The sequence below is a fragment of the Streptomyces tagetis genome, assembly GCF_018069565.1.
In the GTDB taxonomy this organism is placed as follows: domain Bacteria; phylum Actinomycetota; class Actinomycetes; order Streptomycetales; family Streptomycetaceae; genus Streptomyces; species Streptomyces tagetis.
On the sequence record NZ_JAGPNL010000009.1, the window covers coordinates 1 to 17,132 of the forward strand.

Here is a 17,132-nt window from a genome sequence, read left to right on the forward strand (position 1 = left end):
GTCGGGGGGCCGGGGGCGGCCGGCGGGGCCGCGGGGGGACCGGGCGCCGGGTCCGGGCTGCCGCCGTCCGCCGGGGCGGACGGGCCGGGCGGGTCCGGGCACGCGTCGGCGCGGCGGTTGCCTGTCGGACACTTCCGTCACCTGCCGGGGGTCGGGGTCGGGAGGGGGCTGCCCGCCGCGGTGGGGGCGGGGGTGGGTCCGGGCGGCTCGGTGCCGGGTGGCGCCGTGCCGGGGGTGGCGGCCGGGTCGGTGGCGGGCGGCTCGCCGGTGGCCGAGGGGCCGGTGGACGGGCCGATGGCGGAGGGGCCGGTGGAGGCGTCGGTGGCGCCCGGCGACGGGGTCGGCGCCTCGGGGGCGACGGGCTGGGAGGTGGCCGGGGCCGGCGGGGTGGCCGCGGGGCTCGGCGAGCCCTTGACCTTGCCGTCGGGGCCGAGGAAGGCGGGATCGCCGCCGGGGACCATGCCCAGCTCGCCCGCGCGCCGGTGCAGGGCCTGGGGGGCCGCGTAGGCGTCGATGTCCCGCTGGAGGGCCTGCTCCTCGTCGGTGAGGCTCTTCGTCTCCCGTTTCAGGTCGTCGAGCTGGAAGGAGCCCTCGCTCAGCGCCGAGTTCAGCATCAGCAGGCCGATCAGCCCGCCGCCGAGCAGCACGACGACCAGGAGGACGAAGGGCGCCCTGGCCGCCTGGCCGCGTCCGCCGCCGGGCGGGAGGAGCCGGGCGAGCCGGGCGGCCCGCCCCTTCAGTTCGGGTTTCCCGCTCACATACCCTCCCCGCCGCCGGGACGGCGCGTCCGCACTCGCCTGGCCGGCCTCACTCGACGTCCTCCCTGATGCGCTCGGCCCCGCGCAGCCGGGCCGGCGCCGCCCGCCGGTTCTCGGCGATCTCCTCCTCGGTGGGAAGTTCGGCACCGCGGGTGAGCAGCTTGAGCCGCGGCGCGTACCGCTCCGGCACGACGGGCAGTCCGGGCGGCGCGGTGACGGCGGCGCCGGCCGAGAGGACCTGCTTGACCAGCCGGTCCTCCAGCGACTGGTACGACAGCACCGCGATCCGGCCGCCGACCGCGAGGGCGCGCACCGCGGCCGGAACGGCCCGCTCCAGGACCGACAGCTCGCCGTTGACCTCGATGCGCAGCGCCTGGAAGGTGCGCTTGGCCGGGTTGCCGCCGGTGCGCTTGGCGGCCTGCGGCAGCGCGTCGCGGATCAGCTCGACCAGCCGGGCGCTGGTGGTGAAGGGCTCCTTCTCCCGTTCGCGCACGATCGCCGAGACGATGCGCCGGGCCTGCTTCTCCTCGCCGTAGGCGCGCAGGATGCGCACCAGGTCGCCGGGCGGGTAGGTGTTGAGGACCTCGGCGGCGCTCATGCCTGCCGTCTGGTCCATCCGCATGTCCAGCGGGGCGTCCTGCGCGTAGGCGAAGCCGCGGCCGGCCTCGTCGAGCTGCATGGACGACACGCCGAGGTCGAAGAGCACGCCCTGCACGCGGGGCAGGCCGAGCCGGTCCAGGACCTCGGGCAGTTCGTCGTAGACGGCGTGGACCAGGGTGGCGCGCTCCCCGTAGCCGGCCAGCCGCTCGCCGGACAGGCGCAGGGCCTGTGGGTCCCGGTCGAGGGCGACCAGCCGCGCCCCGGGGAAGCGGTCGAGCAGGGCCTGGCTGTGTCCGCCGAGCCCGAGCGTGCAGTCCACGACCACCGCCCCCGGTTCCTGGAGCGCGGGTGCCAGCAGGTCCAGGCACCGCTGGAGCATCACCGGGACGTGTCGACTCTGGCTCAAGTGGGGCGGCCTCTCGGGTCCGGCACGGCGTCACGTACCGCCGGGTCCCCTCCCGCTCGCTCGGAAGGGGAGACCTGCCGGCGCCGAAAGCGTCAGCCGGCCGGGAGCGGGAGGAGGCCGAGCCGTACGTACGCGCCGCGCACGTGGGGAGAGCTGGCGGGATCTCGCCCAGCTCTCCGGGGTGTTCAGTCCAGCGGGGAGAGCCTCGCCTCCCGCTTCGCGTCACTTTAGTCGACCGGGTCGCCCGGTCAATCAACCGGCCTGCGCGTCGCGGACACCGTCGTCCGCAAACCGGTGCACCGCGCCTTTTCACCCGTACGGGCACATTCACACCGCCCTGTGGGTTGGCTCACAACAAGGCTCGATGACGTTCTTTGTCCCGCTTCACAGCGGGCTACGGGCCTGGTCGGCCAGTAACGTCATGGTTATGACGACTTCTGCATCGGTTCCCACAGGCTCCGAATCCGCCATAGGGCGTGAAGGCACCGTCACCGACCGGCTCGTCGAGGCGAACGCGGAATACGCCGCCGCGTTCACCGATCCCGGGATGGACGCCCGTCCCGTTCAGCGCGTGGCCGTCGTCGCCTGTATGGACGCACGGCTCGACCTGCACGCCGCACTCGGCCTTCACCTCGGTGACTGCCACACCATCCGCAACGCGGGCGGCGTCGTCACCGACGACGTCATCCGCTCCCTCACCATCAGCCAGCGTGCCCTGGGCACCCGCAGCATCGCCCTCATCCACCACACCGGCTGCGGCCTGGAGTCGCTCACCGAGGAGTTCCGGCACGAGCTGGAGATGGAGGTCGGCCAGCGCCCCGCGTGGGCGGTGGAGTCCTTCCGCGACGTCGACCAGGACGTACGCCAGTCGATGAAGCGGGTGCGCACTTCGCCGTTCCTGCTGCACACCGGGGACGTCCGTGGTTTCGTCTTCGATGTGCGGACGGGCCTGCTGCGCGAGGTCGACCCCGCCTGACCGGCCCGGCCGCTGCGACACCCGTCCCCGTGTGCCGTCACCGATGCCGCAAGACCCGACATAACGCGGCGAGTTGTCCACAGGCGAGTGACACGAATCGGTAACGGCGGCAAGAATGCGGGGAGTGGCCCCGCGCGGGACCGTGGATTCCGCGAGGTGCCGCTACGGGGTGGGCCGTCCCGTGACACGGGGACCGGCCGGGAAAGCTGGGGTAGCCCCGCTCCTCGGGAGCGTGGGGAAGGGCCGAGGAGGGCCGGTTGACCACCTATGACGATCGTGCGAGCCATGGGGAAGCCCCCGACCGGGCGTATGGGCGGGTGGGGGACGATCTGACCGCCGTCGTCGAGCGGGTGCGCGCGTCGGTGGAGAGCGTGATCGAGGGGAAGCCCGAGGTCGTACGGCTCGCCCTGACCGTGCTGCTCGCCGAGGGGCACCTGCTCATCGAGGACGTCCCCGGGGTCGGCAAGACCATGCTGGCCAAGGCGCTGGCCCGGTCCGTCGACTGCTCCGTGCGCCGTATCCAGTTCACGCCGGACCTGCTGCCCTCGGACATCACCGGCGTCTCCATCTGGGACCAGCAGCGGCGGGACTTCGAGTTCAAACCGGGCGCGATCTTCGCCCAGGTGGTGATCGGCGACGAGATCAACCGCGCCTCCCCGAAGACGCAGTCCGCGCTCCTGGAGTCGATGGAGGAGCGCCAGGTCACCATCGACGGCCAGAGCTACGAGCTGCCCAGCCCCTTCATGGTCGTGGCCACCCAGAACCCGGTGGAGATGGAGGGCACCTACCCGCTGCCCGAGGCCCAGCGCGACCGCTTCATGGCCCGGGTCTCCATCGGCTACCCGCACCCGGACGCCGAGCTGCGGATGCTGGACGTGCACGGCGGGGTGAACCCGCTGGACGACCTCCAGCCGGTGGCCCACGCGCACGACATCGTCAAGCTGGTCGAGGCGGTCCGCGAGGTGTACGTCGCCGAGCCGATCCGGCGGTACGCCGTCGACCTGGTCGCCGCCACCCGCACCCATCCCGACCTCAGACTCGGCGCCTCCCCGCGCGCCACGCTGCACCTGCTGCGCGCCGCGAAGGCCGCCGCCGCGCTCGGCGGGCGGGACTACGCGCTCCCGGACGACGTGCAGGCGCTCGCCTCCGCCGTCCTCGCGCACCGCCTGCTGCCCACCGCCCAGGCCCAGCTCAACGGCGCCACCGCCGAACAGGTGGTCCAGGAGATCCTGCGCCGCACCCCGCTGCCCGCCACCGCGCACCACAACGGCCTCGGGGCGGCCCCCGCCTACGGCCGGCAGCCGCCGCGGAGGCCGTGATGGAGGACGGGGGGACGCGCCGGCCGGACGGGGACGGGGGCGGCGGGGTCCGCGCCACCCTGGCCGGACTGACCACCCGGGGGCGTTCCTTCCTGGCCGCCGGGGTCGCCGCCGCCGTCTGCGCCTACGTCCTCGGCCAGGGCGACCTGCTCCGGGTCGGCCTGCTGCTGGGGGTGCTGCCACTGGCCTGCGCCGCGGTGCTGCACCGCACCCGCCACCGGGTCGCCGGCGGGCGCCGCCTCGCCCCCGCCCGGGTGCCCGCCGCCGGCGAGGCCCGGGTGCACCTGCGTGTCGAGAACGTCTCGCGGCTGCCCACCGGCCTGCTGATGCTCCAGGACCGGGTGCCCTACGTGCTCGGCCCGCGCCCCCGCTTCGTACTGGACCGGGTCGAGCCGGGCGGGCGCCGGGAGGTCTCCTACCGGGTCCGCTCCGACCTGCGCGGACGCTATCCGCTGGGCCCGCTCCAGTTGCGGCTGACCGATCCCTTCGGGATGTGCGAGCTGACCCGGTCCTTCTCCGCCGAGGACACCCTGACCGTCGTCCCGCGCGTGGAGGCGCTGCCGCCGGTCCCGCTGAGCGGCGAGTCCCAGGGCCGCGGCGACGGGCTGCGGCGCGCGCTCGCCCTGGCCGGTGACGACGACGTGATACCGCGCGGCTACCGGCACGGCGACGACCTGCGCCGGGTGCACTGGCGGTCCACCGCGCGCCACGGGGAGCTGATGGTGCGCCGCGAGGAGCAGCCGCGGCGGGCCCGCTGCACGGTCCTCCTGGACACCCGCCGCACGGCCTTCGAGGGCGCCGGGCCCGACTCGGCCTTCGAGTGGGCCGTCGCGGGCGCCGCCTCCGTCCTGGTGCACATGCTGGAACGGGGCTTCTCGGTGCGGCTGCTGACCGACACCGGCGCCTCGGTGCCGGGCGAGGGCGCCGACGGCTTCACCACCGGCGGCGGCGCCGACACGGCCGGGCTGCTGATGGACACCCTCGCGGTGGTCGGGCACTCCGACCACACCGGCCTGTCCCGGGCCCACGACGCGCTGCGCGGTGGGAGCGGGGGGCTGCTGGTGGCGTTCTTCGGGGACCTCGACGAGGAGCAGGCCGCCGTCGCCGCCACGCTGCGCCACCGCGGCGGCGGCGCGATCGCCTTCGTCCTGGACCGTGCCGAGTGGCGCGGGGAACCGGCGCCGGCCACCGCGCCGGACGGGGACGGGGAGCCGCCGCGGCTGCTGCGCGAGGCGGGGTGGACCGTGGTCGGCGTCCCCCGCGGCACCCCGCTGGCGGAGCTGTGGCGCCGGGCCGACCGCGAGCGCGGCGGCCTCACGCCGGCCGCCGGGGAGGACGGACGATGAGCGGGCAGGCACGAGTGGCGCTGTGCGCCTGGGCGGCCACGCTGATGACGGCGTGCGCGCTGCTGCCGCTGGTCGACCCGGCCACCTGGATCGTGCAGGCCGGCTTCCTGCTGGCGGTCCAGTCCGGGGTGGGCGCGGTGGCCCGGCGGGTGCCGCTGGCCCGGCCGCTGACCGTCGCCGCGCAGGCCGTGACCGGCGTGCTGCTGCTGACCGTGGCCTTCGCCCGCCAGGAGGCCCTCGCCGGGCTGATCCCCGGTCCGGAGGCCGTCGGGCGGGTCGGCGCGCTGCTGCGCCAGGGCGCCGACGACATCGCCCGGTACGCGATCCCGGCGCCGCTGGAGTCGGACGGCATCCGGCTCATGCTGGTCGGCGGCGTGCTGGTGATCGGCCTGCTGGTGGACACCCTGGCGGTGACCTTCCGCAGCGCCGCCCCGGCCGGGCTGCCGCTGCTCGCGCTGTACTCGGTGGCCGCCGGGCTCTCCGAGGGCGGCGCCGACTGGCTGTGGTTCCTCCTGGCCGCGGCGGGGTATCTGACGCTGCTGCTCGCCGAGGGCCGCGACCGGCTGACGCGGTGGGGGCGGGTCTTCGGCGGGCCGCAGCGCACCGCCGGGGAGCCCGCGGGCCCCTCGGCGCCGATGCGCACCGGGCGGCGGATCGGCGCGTTCGCGCTGGGCATCGCCCTGGTGGTGCCCCTGGCGCTGCCCGCGCTGGAGGGCGGTCTGCTGGACAGCGCCCGCACGGCCGGCAACGGCGGCGGGGGCGGCGGCACCATCTCGGCGGTGAACCCGCTGGTCTCCCTCCGGGACAGCCTCAACGTGGACGAGGACCGCGAGGTGCTCTCCCTCACCACCGACGCGGCGGACGTCTCCGACCTGTACCTGCGGATCGTCTCCCTGGACGATTTCGACGGCACCACCTGGAAGCCGTCCAAGCGGCACATCACCTCCGTGCCGGACGGCGCCTTCCCCACGCCCGTGGGGCTCGGCCCCGACGTGGAGCGCCGGCAGACGGTGACCACGGTGTCGGCGGCGGACTGGTACGCGCAGGACTGGCTGCCGATGCCGTATCCGCCCAGCGCGGTACGGGTGGCCGGCCACTGGCGCTACGAACCGGTCGGCATGACCCTGGTCGGCGACCACGGCCAGAACACCCGCGGGATGACGTACGAGGTGCGCAGCCTGGACGTGCGCCCGACGGCGGAGCGGCTCGCCGCGGCGCCCCGGCCGCCGGAGGGGCTGCTGCGGGAGTTCACGGAGCTGCCCGGCTCGCTGCCGGGGGTGGTCGCCGAGACCGCCCGCGAGGTGACGGCGGGCGCGTCGAACGCGTACGAGCGGGCCGTCGCGCTCCAGGAGTTCTTCGCCACCGAGGGCGGCTTCGTCTACGACACACAGGTGGAGGTCGGCAGCGGTTCGCAGGCCATAGCCCGGTTCCTGCGGACCCGGCGCGGCTTCTGCGTGCACTTCTCCTTCTCCATGGCGGCGATGGCCCGCACCCTCGGCATACCGGCCCGGGTGGCGGTCGGCTTCGCGCCGGGCACCCCGCAGGGGGACGGTTCGGTGTCGGTGGGGCTGCGGGACGCGCACGCCTGGCCCGAGCTGTACTTCGAGGGCGTGGGCTGGACCCGGTTCGAGCCGACGCCGACCCGGGGCTCGGCGCCCTCGTACACGCTGCCGGAGGCGCCGGGGAGCGCGGTGCCGGACCCGGCGGAGCCGTCCCGGGACGCGCGGGCGGAGCCGTCGGCGGCGCCCTCGGCGAGCGACGGGTGCTCGGCCGAGGACAAGAAGGCCGAGGCGTGCGCGAGCGAGTCCGCGGTGGCCGTGCCGGTGGCAGGCGACGGCGGCCCCGGCGGGTACGCGGTGCTGGGCTGGACGCTGGCCGGGCTCGCGGTGCTGCTGCTGCCGCCGGCGCCGATGCTGTGGCGGCTGCGGACGCGGTCGGTGCGGCTGGGGGCGCACGGGCGCGGTGCGGCGGACGCGGCGCCGCACGCCCTGGCGGTCTGGCAGGAGCTGGGCGACACCGCGTGGGATCTCGGCATCCCGCCCGACGGGTCGCTGACGCCGCGCGGGGCCGCGGGGCGGATCGTCCGGCTGGGGCGCCTGGACGAGGAGGCCGCGGCGGCGGTGCACCGGGTGGCCCGCGCGGTGGAGGAGGCGCTGTACGCTCCCCGGCCGCGTCCGGTGGAGGGCCTGGCGCGGGACGCCGACCGGGCGGCGGCGGGGCTGCGGGCCTCGGTGGGCCGGGGCACGCGGCTGCGGGCACGAATCGCCCCGCGTTCGGCCGTCCGGGTGGTGTGGGCCGTCTCGGCCCGGTGGGCGGCCCTGCGGGACCGCGTCCGCCCGGCGCTGCGGCCCCTGCGCAAGGTCCCGGGCCTGCGCGGCTGACCGGGCGGCGGACGCGGCCGGGCCCCGGGGAGCCGGGGGCCCGGCCGTGAGGCGCGTACGGGCGGCGGGTGTGCGGAAGCGGGCATGCGGGGCGGGGATGCGGGGGCCGGACAGCGGGGGTCGGCCGGGCGCTTCGGCGGCGGGCGCACACGGGTGAGGGGGTGACCACCCGGTGGGTGGTCACCCCCTCGAACCGTCTGTGCGGGGCGCTGGGCGGGTGCCGGGGCTCAGTGGCCCTGCTGCTCGTCCCTGCGCCGCTGCCAGCGCTCCTCTATCCGGTCCATCACGGAACGCCGCCGGCGCCCCTGACCGCGTGGCTGTGGCCCGGTACCCGGGGGCGGCTGCTCGCCCGGCTTGGGGGCCTTGCGCCAGCCGGTCACCGCGAGGACGGCGCAGCCCAGCATGACGAGGAATCCCACCACGCTGAGCCAGACCTGCTTGGCGACCATACCGGCCATGAGGAGCGCAATTCCTACGAGGAAGCCCGCGACCGCCTGGTAGACCCGACGCCGGGTGTACGTACGCAGCCCGCTTCCCTCGAGCGCCGACGCGAACTTGGGATCTTCGGCGTACAGCGCTCGCTCCATCTGCTCGAGCATGCGCTGCTCGTGCTCCGAGAGCGGCACGGAGTCCTCCTCATCGTGCAGTCGCCGGGGCGACCCGGGGGGTCCCTTCAGGATAGGCAGGGAATCGCCCCCGTGAAACCCGCCCCTCTACGCCATGTGGCCAACCAGTATCCGCCATGACCACGTCGACTCGTCGAAGTTCCCATTCCCCGACGGCCGACCGGTCATGCCGGAAGGTCTCCCTCGATCATACGGCGCCCGGCCCCCGTTCGGGTGGGCTGTGGCGTACTCCATCGACGGCCGCGACGCTGATCAGCGGCCTGTCCCGGTGGGCGGCTCAGGCCCCGTCGGTCCCGCCCGCCTCACCGAGCACGTGAAGCTGGGTGGCCACGGCGTGGAAGGCGGGGAGTTCCGCCGCGGCGGCCTCCAGCTTGAGCAGGGCGTCGTGGGCTCCGGGCTCGGTGTCGACGAGGACGCCGGGGACGAGGTCGGTGAAGACCCGCACCCCGTGCACGGCGCCGACGCGGAGGCCGGCGGACTCGACGAGGCCGGTGAGCTGTTCGGCGGTGAAGCGCCGGGGCACCGGGTCGCCGCTGCCCCAGCGGCCGTTCGGATCGTCGAGGGCCCGGTGGGCCTCAGCGAAGTGTCCGGCGAGGGCGCGGGCGAGGACGGCTCCGCCGAGTCCGGCGGCGAGCAGGCTGAGGACGCCCTCGGGGCGGAGGGCGGCGACCACGTTGCCGAGGCCCTCGGCCGGGTCGTCCAGGTACTCCAGGACGCCGTGGCACAGGACGGCGTCGTGGCCGCCGCGCTCGACGACCTCGAAGAGGCCCCGGGCGTCGCCCTGGACGCCGCGCACGCGCTCGGCGACGCCGGCCTCGGCGGCGCGGCGCTCCAGCGCGAACAGGGCGTTGGGGCTGGGGTCGACGACGGTGACGTGGTGGCCGAGGCGGGCGAGGGGCACGGCGAAGTTGCCGCTGCCGCCGCCGGCGTCCAGGACGTCCAGCGCCTGCCGGCCCGTGGCCTTGACCCGACGGTCGAGGGCGTCCTGGAGGACCTCCCAGACCACGGCGGTACGGAGGGCGGCACGGGGGCGCATCGGGTCCGGCACGGCAGTTGACTCCTCGGCGCGGCCCCGCCCCTGGCACGGGCGGAGCGAACGGGCTGCCTCCCCCGGACCGGGACGCGGACGGGGACAGGCTTCAGGCGCCTCCCACCCTATTGCCTGCGCCACGGGGACGAACCACCGCGGCACCCGGCCCCCGGCGCGAGCGGAGGAACCCATCGGAACCCGACCCGGGCCCTCTCCCTCCCGCCCCGGGCCCCCGGACCAGGGCCCGGGGGCCCGGGGCGGGTCAGGCGGCGTCGGACGGGCCGGTGGCGGGGCGGCTCTCGCCGGGTGGGCCGGGCGGGCGGGGGGTGGGCAGGAGGGGCTGGAGGGTGAGCAGGCGCTCGACCAGCCGCAGGAACATCCCCGCGTCGCGTATCAGGTCGTCGGCGGCCCGCGCGTCGGCCGCGCCGCGGATGCCGGCCTCGGCGCGGGCGCGGCGGGCGGCCCCGGCGGCGAACAGGGCGCACCACTCGGTCAGTTCGGGGGCGATCTCGGGGACGACCTCCCAGGCGCTGCGGATGCGGGCGCGGGCCCGTGGGGAGGTCTCCGGGCGGCCCCGGGCGGCGAGCACCGCGGCGGCGGCGCGCAGGGCGGCGAGGTGGGCCGTGGCATAGCGCTCGTTGGCGGTGTCGAGGACGGCGGCCTCGGCCAGCCCGGAACGGGACTGGGCGAGCAGATCGAGGGCGGCCGGCGGGGCGGCGGACCGGCGGAGCACCGGATGCACGTCGCTCGCCGGGCCGTTCAGTGAGGGGGCAGGGCCGGGCGCGCGGTGCCGCCGGGCGGCGGCTGCGGACGGACGGGCCATGACGAACCTCCTGTCGTCTCCGTGACGGCGCGGTGGCCGTATGCGCACATCGTGCGGTATGGCACTGACAATCCTTTCTGACCTGCGCTTTTGCCTCGGTCGAAGGTTCGCGTTAGTTTTTGCACTGACCAGTCAGTACAAATAGCTCCCGGGTGGGGCGGAGGGGGTGCGCTCGTGGTGGACGAGGATGCGTCCGGGCTCGCGGTGGCGGTGCGCGGGCTCGGACTGCGGGGGCCGCGCGGCTGGGTGTTCCGGGACGTCGGACTCGACGCGGCGCCCGGTGCGCTGATCGCGCTGGCGGGGCCGTCGGGCTCCGGGCGCACCTGCCTGCTGCTGGCGCTCACGGGGCGGATGCGGCCGACCGAGGGCACGGCGACCGTGGGCGGCCGGACGCTGCCCCGGCAGATGGCCGCCGTGCGCCGGGTCAGCGCTCTCGCCCACGTCCCGGGGGTCACCGACCTCGACCCCGCGCTGACCGTCGCCGAGCACCTGCGCGAACGGGAGCTGTTGCAGCGCCGGTTCGGCGACTCCGTACGGGCGTTGCTGCGTCCGCGCCCGGGACGGGCCACCGAGGCGCGGCGGCGGACCGGCGCGGCGCTGGAGGCGGCCGGGCTGGACCTCGCGGCGCTGCCGAAGGGGCCGCGTACGGCCGTACGGGACCTGGAGCGCACCGAGGCGCTGCGGCTCTCCGTCGCCCTGGCCCTGATCGGCCGGCCGCGGCTGCTCGGCGTGGACGACACGGACCTGAAGCTGTCGGCCGCCGAGCGGGAGGAGGTCTGGTCCCTGCTGCGGTCGCTGGCCGCGTCCGGCACGACGGTCGTGGCGGTGTGCGCGGAGGCGCCCGAGGACGCGGTGACCGTGTCCACCCGCCCGGACCGGGAGGACCGAGAGGACCGGAAGGACCGGAAGGACCGGAAGGACCGGAAGGAACCGGGCGCGGAAGCGCCGGAACGGCTGGACGGGCCGGACGCCCCCCAGGAGCCGGAAGGGCGGCGTCCCGAGCCGGAAGCGGAGCACGCCCCGGCCCCGCACGACGAGCCCCACCACCCCGACCACCCCGACCACCCCCACCACGACAAGGAGACCGTCGATGCGCTCGCCGAAGCTGGCCGCGATTGAGCTGAGGCGCTTCGGGCGCGGGCGGCTGCCGCGGGCCGCGCTGGTGGCGCTGCTGTTGCTGCCGCTGCTCTACGGCGCCCTGTACCTGTGGTCCTTCTGGGACCCGTACGGCCGTCTGGACCGCATCCCCGTGGCGCTGGTCAACGAGGACCGGGGCGCGGGCGCCGGCGGCGACCGGATCACCGCGGGCGACGACATCGCCGAGGGGCTGCGCGAGAGCGAGACCTTCGCGTGGCACCCGGTGAGCGCCGCCGAGGCCCGCGAGGGCGTGGAGGACGGCACGTACTACCTGTCGCTCACCCTGCCCGCCGACCTGAGCGCCAAGGTCGCCTCCGGCGCGGGCGACGCGCCCGAGGCCGGCGCGCTGCGGGTGCGGACCAACGACGCGAACAACTACATCGTCGGCCAGATCTCCCGCTCGGTCTTCGCCGAGGTGCGCCAGGCGGCCTCCGGCAAGGCGTCGCGGGCGTTCCTGGACCGGATCTTCATCTCCTTCTCCGACATCCACGGCGAGACGGTGAAGGCGGCCGAGGGGGCGGACACCCTCCAGGGCGGCATCGGCAAGGCCGAGAAGGGCTCGGGGGACCTCGCCTCGGGGCTGAAGGACGCCGAGGACGGCAGCGGCCGGCTCGGCAAGGCGCTGAAGAAGCTCGACACGGGCTCCGGCGATCTGGCGAAGGGCTCCAAGGAGGTCGCGGACGGCACCCGGAAGCTGGCCGACGCGGTCGAGGGGCTGGCCGGCAAGGTGAGCCCGCTGCTGGACGAGAAGGCCGTCGGCGACACCGCCCGCTTCGTCGCCGACTCCTCGGGCGCGCTCCGGGAGGACCTGGACGCCCTGGTGGAGCGGGCCCCGGCCGCGGCGAAGGACGCCCGCGCGCGCTCCGACTCCCTGACCGAGGTCCACCGCACCCGCTGCGAGGAGGCCGCGGAGGCCGACCCCGCCTGCGCCGATCTGGAGAAGGCGCGCGACGCGGCCTCGGGCGCGGCGGACGTCGCCGAGGAGGTGTCCGGCCTGGTCGCCGCCGACCGGGCCGAGCTGAAGAAGCTCGACACCCACCTGGCCGGTCTCCAGGAGGCGGCCCGGGACCTCGCCGAGAAGGCGCCGCACCTCTCCGAGGACCTCAAGGACGCCGTCACCCGGGTGAACGCGCTGAACACGGGGGCCGGCGAGGTCGCCTCCGGCGCCAAGGCACTGCACGAGGGGATCGGCGCCGCCCGGACCGGCGCGAAGGAGCTGGACGAGGGGGTCGGCGCCCTGCGGACCGGCGCCGTCGACCTGAACGGCGGGCTGTTCAAGCTGGCCGACGGCTCCGAGAAGCTGGCCGGCGGGCTACACGAGGGTGCCGAGCGCATCCCCGACTACGACGAGCGGGACCGTGACCTGCGCACGGACGTGATGGCCGACCCGGTCCGGCTGGTCTCCGAGAACCTGCACGAGGCGCCGAACTACGGCACCGGTTTCGCCCCGTACTTCATCCCGCTGTCGCTGTGGGTGGGCGCGATGGTGGCGTACATGCTGATCCCGCCGATGAACCGGCGGGCGCTGGCCGCGGGCGCCTCCGCCTGGCGAATCGCGCTGGCGGGGTGGCTGCCGGTGGCGGCGCTGGGCGTGCTCCAGACGGCGGCCCTGATCGCGGTGCTGCACTGGGGGCTGGGCCTGGAGATGGTCCGGGCGGCCGGCACGGTCGGCTTCCTGTTCCTGGTGACGGCGTGCTTCGCGGCGATCGTGCAGTGGCTGAACGCGCGCTTCGGCGCGGCGGGCCGCATCCTCGTGCTCGCGCTGCTGATGCTCCAGCTCACCTCCGCGGGCGGCACCTACCCCGTGCAGACCAGTCCGGGCTTCTTCAACGCGGTCCACCCCTTCCTGCCGATGACCCACGTCGTCGAGGCGCTGCGCCGGCTCATCACCGGCGGCGCGCCGGCACCGGTGTGGCTCGCGTGCGGGGTGCTCGCGCTCTACACGGTGGCCGCCCTGGCGCTGACCGCGCTCTCGGCCCGCCGCCGCCAGGTGTGGACGCCGTCCCGGCTGCACCCGGAGCTGAGCCTGTGAGCCCTGCGGTGACCATCGGGAGGAAGGGCCTGTGACAATCATGACCATGGACAGCACCAACGGCGCCCCCCAGGGCGGCAGCCGACGTGAGGCGACCCGGCAGAAGCTCTACGAGGCGGCCGTGACCCTCATCGCCGAGCAGGGGTTCTCCGCCACGACCGTGGACGAGATCGCCGAGCGGGCGGGGGTGGCGAAGGGCACGGTCTACTACAACTTCGCCAGCAAGTCCGTCCTGTTCGAGGAGTTGCTGCGGCACGGGGTCGGGTTGCTCACCGCCTCGCTGCGGCAGGCGGCGGAGCGCAGCGAGCGCGAGGGCCGCGGCCGGGTGGACGCCCTGGACGCGATGGTCCGGGCGGGGCTGGTCTTCATCGACCGCTACCCGGCCTTCACCCAGCTCTACGTGGCCGAGCTGTGGCGCACCAACCGGGCCTGGCAGTCCACGCTGCTGGTGGTCCGGCAGGAGGCGGTCGCGGTGGTGGAGGGGGTGCTGCGCGAGGGCGTGGCGACCGGGGAGTTCAGCGAGGAGATCGACGTCCCGCTCACCGCCGCCGCGCTGGTCGGCATGGTGCTGGTGGCGGCGCTGGACTGGAAGTCGTTCCAGCCGGAACGCTCCCTGGACGATGTGCACGCCGCGCTCTCCCGGCTGCTCCAGGGCCGGGTGAGCGGCTGCCGCTGAGCGGTCCGTGCCCTCCTGGTCCGTGCCCTCCTGGGGCACGGGAGAGGCGCCGGGCGGTGGTGGCCGCGTCCCCCGCGGGCCGCCACCGCACCGGCGCCTCCCTTTCCGTGTACGTCACATGCCTCACATACGTCACGCATGTCGCACATGTCACGCACGCTCCCGTACGTTCCCCGTACGTCCCCCCGTCGGAACCCCCGTTTCCGGTCGCCCCCCGGGGTTCCCCCGTGCCTCGCTCCCGCCGGCAGCGGCCGGCGGAAGGAGCGGATCGCGGGCCCGGTCCCGTTCCGGCGCCCCGTGCCGCCGGTGCCGGGACCCGGCCCACTCTCCGTGCCTCCACTCTCTCGTTCCCGCAGGTCGCGGCCCATCCGCGCGGGTACTCATCTCCGCGGCTGAGTACCCGTACTCAGGCGTGCGCGATGCGGCCCGGGACCCTCGCCCCCGGGCCGGGCGCGGCCGGGGCGGCGGATAAAGTCCCGGTCATGGCACGGATTGCGGTGATCGGCGCCGGGATGGGCGCGATGGCGGCTGCCGCCCGGCTGGCCGTCGCGGGCCACCGGGTGGCGGTGTACGAGCGGGGCGGGAGCTACGGCGGCGCGGTGGGCCGCCTCGAACGCGACGGGTTCGCCTTCGACACCGGGCCGGGCCTGCTGCCGCTGCCCGCGGTCTGGCGCGATCTGTTCGTCAAGACCGGCAAGGAGCCGCTGGAGGACCGCGTCGCACTGGTCCAGGTCGACCCGTCGTCCGCGCACCTCTTCGCCGACGGCACCCGGGCCGTGCTCCCCAACGCCTCGCGGGCCGGTGTCGTCGAGGCGCTGGACGAGGCGCTCGGCGCCCCCGCCGGACAGCGCTGGGGGGACTTCCTGGTACGGGCCCGGGAGGCGTGGGACCGCACCCGGCGCCCGCTGCTGGAGGAGCCGCTGTGGCCGAACTGGCGGGTGCTGGCCGAGCGCGAGCCCTACCCGGCCGTCCCCCACAAGCGGCTGCTGCGCACCCGCCGGGCCACCACCCTCGCCGAGGTCGGCGCCTGGGAACTGCGCGACGAGCGGCTCGCCGCGCTGCTGGAGGGCCACGCCCTCGCCCACGGGCTGGACCCCCGCACCGCCCCGGCCAACGCGGCCGTCCTCGCGTACATGGAGTACGCCTTCGGCCTCTGGTACGTGCGCGGCGGCCTGCGCGAGCTGGCCCGCGCCGTCCACGAGCGCTGCCTGGCCCGCCGGGTGGAGTTCCGCTTCGACAGCGAGGTCACCCGCGTGCTGACGGCCGACGGCCGGGTGACGGGGATCGAGACGGCGGACGGCACGACCGCCGAGGCCGACTTCGTGATCGCCGGGGTGCCGACCGGCGTGCTGGAGCGGATCGCCGGCGAGGCGGTCCGGCGCGGCGAGGACGAGGTCCCGGCCCGGTCCGCGGCGCCGAGCCGGCTCACGGTCCACCTGGCGCTGCGCGGCGCCCGGCCCGAGGGCACCGCGCACCGCACGGTGGTGCACGCCCCGGACCGCGCGGCCGAGCTGGACGCCCTGTTCGGCGGCGGGAGCGGGCCGTGCGCGGCGCCGACCGTGACGGTGCTGCGTCCGGACGATCCGGAGCTGGTCCCCGGCCCGGGGTTCGAGGCGGTCACGCTGAGCGCGGTGGTGCCGGCCGGCGCGGAGGCGGGCGGGCACGCCGAGTCCCTGATCGACGTGGCGGGGCGGGCGGTGCCGGGGCTGCGGGAGCGGCTGCTGTGGCACGAGGTGCGCGCCCCGGCCGCGGTCGCGGCGGCGACCGGCGCGGCGGGCGGGGCGGTCCCGGCGCCCGCGCTGGCCGCCGCCGGGGGACGGCTGCTGCGTCCGGCCAACACCACCCGGACGAGGGGGCTGTTCACGGTCGGCGGGTGGTCGCACCCGGGCGGCGGGCTGCCGCACGCGGGGATGTCGGGCGCGCTGGTCGCCGGACTGGTCGTGGAGGGGCCGGAGTTCCGCGGCTCGCAGTGAGCGGCGGCCCGCCCGGCCCCGGACCGATCAGAAGCGGTACTGCTGCTCGTCGTAGCCCTGCGGGCTGTTCTGCGCCTGGCCGTTGCCCTGGTAGGGGTACGCCTGCTGCTCCGGCGGGAGTTCGCCGCCGTAGGGCTCGTCGGTGCTGCGCTGCTGCGGGACCCAGACCCCGCCGGCCGGGGTCTCGCCGCCGTAACCGCCGGCGGCGTACGGGTCCTGCGGGTACCCCTGCTGCTCCTGCTGCCCGTACTGGCCGGCGCCGGTGGTGTCGTAGCCGCCGGTGTCGTACGAGGGGGTCCCGCCGTAGGTGTGGGTGCCGATGTACGGGTCGGAGTAGGCGGCGTACTGCTGCTGGCCGGTGTCGTAGCCGTAACCCTGCTGCTGGTAGCCGGAGTAGTCGTAGGCGTAGGACTGGTCGGAGCCCTGGGCGGCGGCCGGGGCCTGCCGCTCCTGGCCGTACCCCGCGGAATCGCCGTAGATGCCGTAGGCGTTGGTGTCGTCGGGCATGGGCTGCGGTTCGTAGACGGCGGTCGTCTCCGCCTCGGCGGGGGCGCCGGGGCGGTTCGGGGTGAACACGTCGTCGCGGTCGTCGTCGTGTCCGTAGGCGCCCTGGTCGCGGCCGGGTGCGCGGTCGCCGTAGGCGTCGTCACGGCCGTAGGCGTCGTCACGGTCACCGCCGTCCCCGGCGGCTTCGAGGCCGGAGACCTCCAGCGTCGGTTCCTGGCGGCCCCGTTCGGGCCGGCCGCGCTTGACCGCGGCGAGGCCCGCCGGGGAGGAGACCGCCCAGCCGGAGGCGAAGCCGCGGCGGAAGGACAGGGTGACGTAGGTCTGGCCGACCGCGAACGCGGCGGCGCCCAGCCCGATCACGACGACCGACGGGATCAGCACCCCGAGGACGACGCCGAGGAAGCCGCCGAAGGCCAGCAGCCGCCAGCGCAGACGCGCCTTGTACTGCAACAGCACTTCGCCGAGCAGCCACAGCGCGACGACGCCGAATGCCATGTAGAGGACCGTCCAGCCCATGTACGCCCCTCTCCCAGTGGCCGCTT

At 75.8% G+C, this 17,132-nt stretch carries 14 protein-coding genes; 8 read left to right on the forward strand and 6 right to left on the reverse strand.

Annotated elements, in window-relative coordinates:
* Positions 1–137: 137 nt before the first annotated feature.
* Positions 138–758 carry a cell division protein FtsL gene (gene ftsL / locus J5Y05_RS26185; protein ID WP_210875555.1) on the reverse strand — a complete coding sequence of 207 codons (621 nt, stop codon included), beginning with the start codon at positions 756–758 and terminating at the stop codon, positions 138–140.
* Between the two features lie 49 nt (positions 759–807).
* On the reverse strand, positions 808–1,764 hold the full coding sequence (gene rsmH, locus J5Y05_RS26190; RefSeq protein WP_210875556.1) for a 16S rRNA (cytosine(1402)-N(4))-methyltransferase RsmH: 957 nt from the start codon (positions 1,762–1,764) through the stop codon (positions 808–810).
* Between the two features lie 427 nt (positions 1,765–2,191).
* Between rsmH and J5Y05_RS26195 the strand changes: the two genes are divergently transcribed.
* From J5Y05_RS26195 to J5Y05_RS26210, 4 genes are all read left to right on the forward strand, one after another.
* Complete coding sequence (locus J5Y05_RS26195; protein ID WP_210875557.1) at positions 2,192–2,740, forward strand: beta-class carbonic anhydrase; 549 nt, start codon at positions 2,192–2,194, stop codon at positions 2,738–2,740.
* A 257-nt stretch (positions 2,741–2,997) separates the two neighbouring features.
* Complete coding sequence (locus J5Y05_RS26200; RefSeq protein WP_247615371.1) at positions 2,998–4,059, forward strand: AAA family ATPase; 1,062 nt, start codon at positions 2,998–3,000, stop codon at positions 4,057–4,059.
* Complete coding sequence (locus tag J5Y05_RS26205) at positions 4,059–5,405, forward strand: DUF58 domain-containing protein (protein ID WP_210875558.1); 1,347 nt, start codon at positions 4,059–4,061, stop codon at positions 5,403–5,405. The genes J5Y05_RS26200 and J5Y05_RS26205 overlap by 1 nt, the downstream gene beginning before the upstream one ends.
* Entirely contained in the window at positions 5,402–7,786 is a 2,385-nt protein-coding gene (locus J5Y05_RS26210) for a transglutaminase TgpA family protein (protein WP_210875559.1), read from the forward strand. Before J5Y05_RS26205 ends, J5Y05_RS26210 begins: the two co-directional genes overlap by 4 nt.
* A 227-nt stretch (positions 7,787–8,013) precedes the next feature.
* Here J5Y05_RS26210 and J5Y05_RS26215 read toward each other — a convergent pair whose 3' ends face one another.
* The 3 genes from J5Y05_RS26215 to J5Y05_RS26225 all read right to left on the reverse strand — a co-directional run bounded on the left by J5Y05_RS26215 (position 8,014) and on the right by J5Y05_RS26225 (position 10,265).
* Entirely contained in the window at positions 8,014–8,412 is a 399-nt protein-coding gene (locus J5Y05_RS26215) for an SCO2097 family morphological protein (protein WP_210875560.1), read from the reverse strand.
* 277 nt (positions 8,413–8,689) lie between these two features.
* A complete protein-coding gene (locus tag J5Y05_RS26220) occupies positions 8,690–9,460 on the reverse strand; it encodes a methyltransferase (RefSeq protein ID WP_210875561.1) in 771 nt (256 codons plus the stop codon).
* Positions 9,461–9,704: 244 nt separating this feature from the next.
* Positions 9,705–10,265 (reverse strand): SAV_6107 family HEPN domain-containing protein, encoded by a 561-nt coding sequence (locus J5Y05_RS26225; protein ID WP_210875562.1) that lies wholly within the window; start codon positions 10,263–10,265, stop codon positions 9,705–9,707.
* 174 nt (positions 10,266–10,439) lie between these two features.
* On the opposite strand from J5Y05_RS26225, the gene J5Y05_RS26230 reads away from it, so the two are divergent.
* From J5Y05_RS26230 to J5Y05_RS26245, 4 genes are all read left to right on the forward strand, one after another.
* Positions 10,440–11,384: an ABC transporter ATP-binding protein gene (locus J5Y05_RS26230; RefSeq protein WP_307854096.1), complete on the forward strand. Its 945-nt coding sequence runs from the start codon at positions 10,440–10,442 to the stop codon at positions 11,382–11,384.
* Positions 11,356–13,434: a YhgE/Pip domain-containing protein gene (locus J5Y05_RS26235; protein WP_210875563.1), complete on the forward strand. Its 2,079-nt coding sequence runs from the start codon at positions 11,356–11,358 to the stop codon at positions 13,432–13,434. The genes J5Y05_RS26230 and J5Y05_RS26235 overlap by 29 nt, the downstream gene beginning before the upstream one ends.
* A 46-nt stretch (positions 13,435–13,480) precedes the next feature.
* A complete protein-coding gene (locus J5Y05_RS26240; protein ID WP_210875564.1) occupies positions 13,481–14,110 on the forward strand; it encodes a TetR/AcrR family transcriptional regulator in 630 nt (209 codons plus the stop codon).
* Between the two features lie 482 nt (positions 14,111–14,592).
* Complete coding sequence (locus J5Y05_RS26245; RefSeq protein ID WP_210875565.1) at positions 14,593–16,083, forward strand: phytoene desaturase family protein; 1,491 nt, start codon at positions 14,593–14,595, stop codon at positions 16,081–16,083.
* Between the two features lie 27 nt (positions 16,084–16,110).
* Here the strand turns inward: J5Y05_RS26245 and J5Y05_RS26250 are convergent, their stop codons facing one another.
* Positions 16,111–17,106, reverse strand: coding sequence for an SCO2102 family sporulation regulator (locus J5Y05_RS26250; RefSeq protein ID WP_210875566.1), 996 nt, complete (start codon positions 17,104–17,106; stop codon positions 16,111–16,113).
* Positions 17,107–17,132 lie beyond the last annotated feature (26 nt).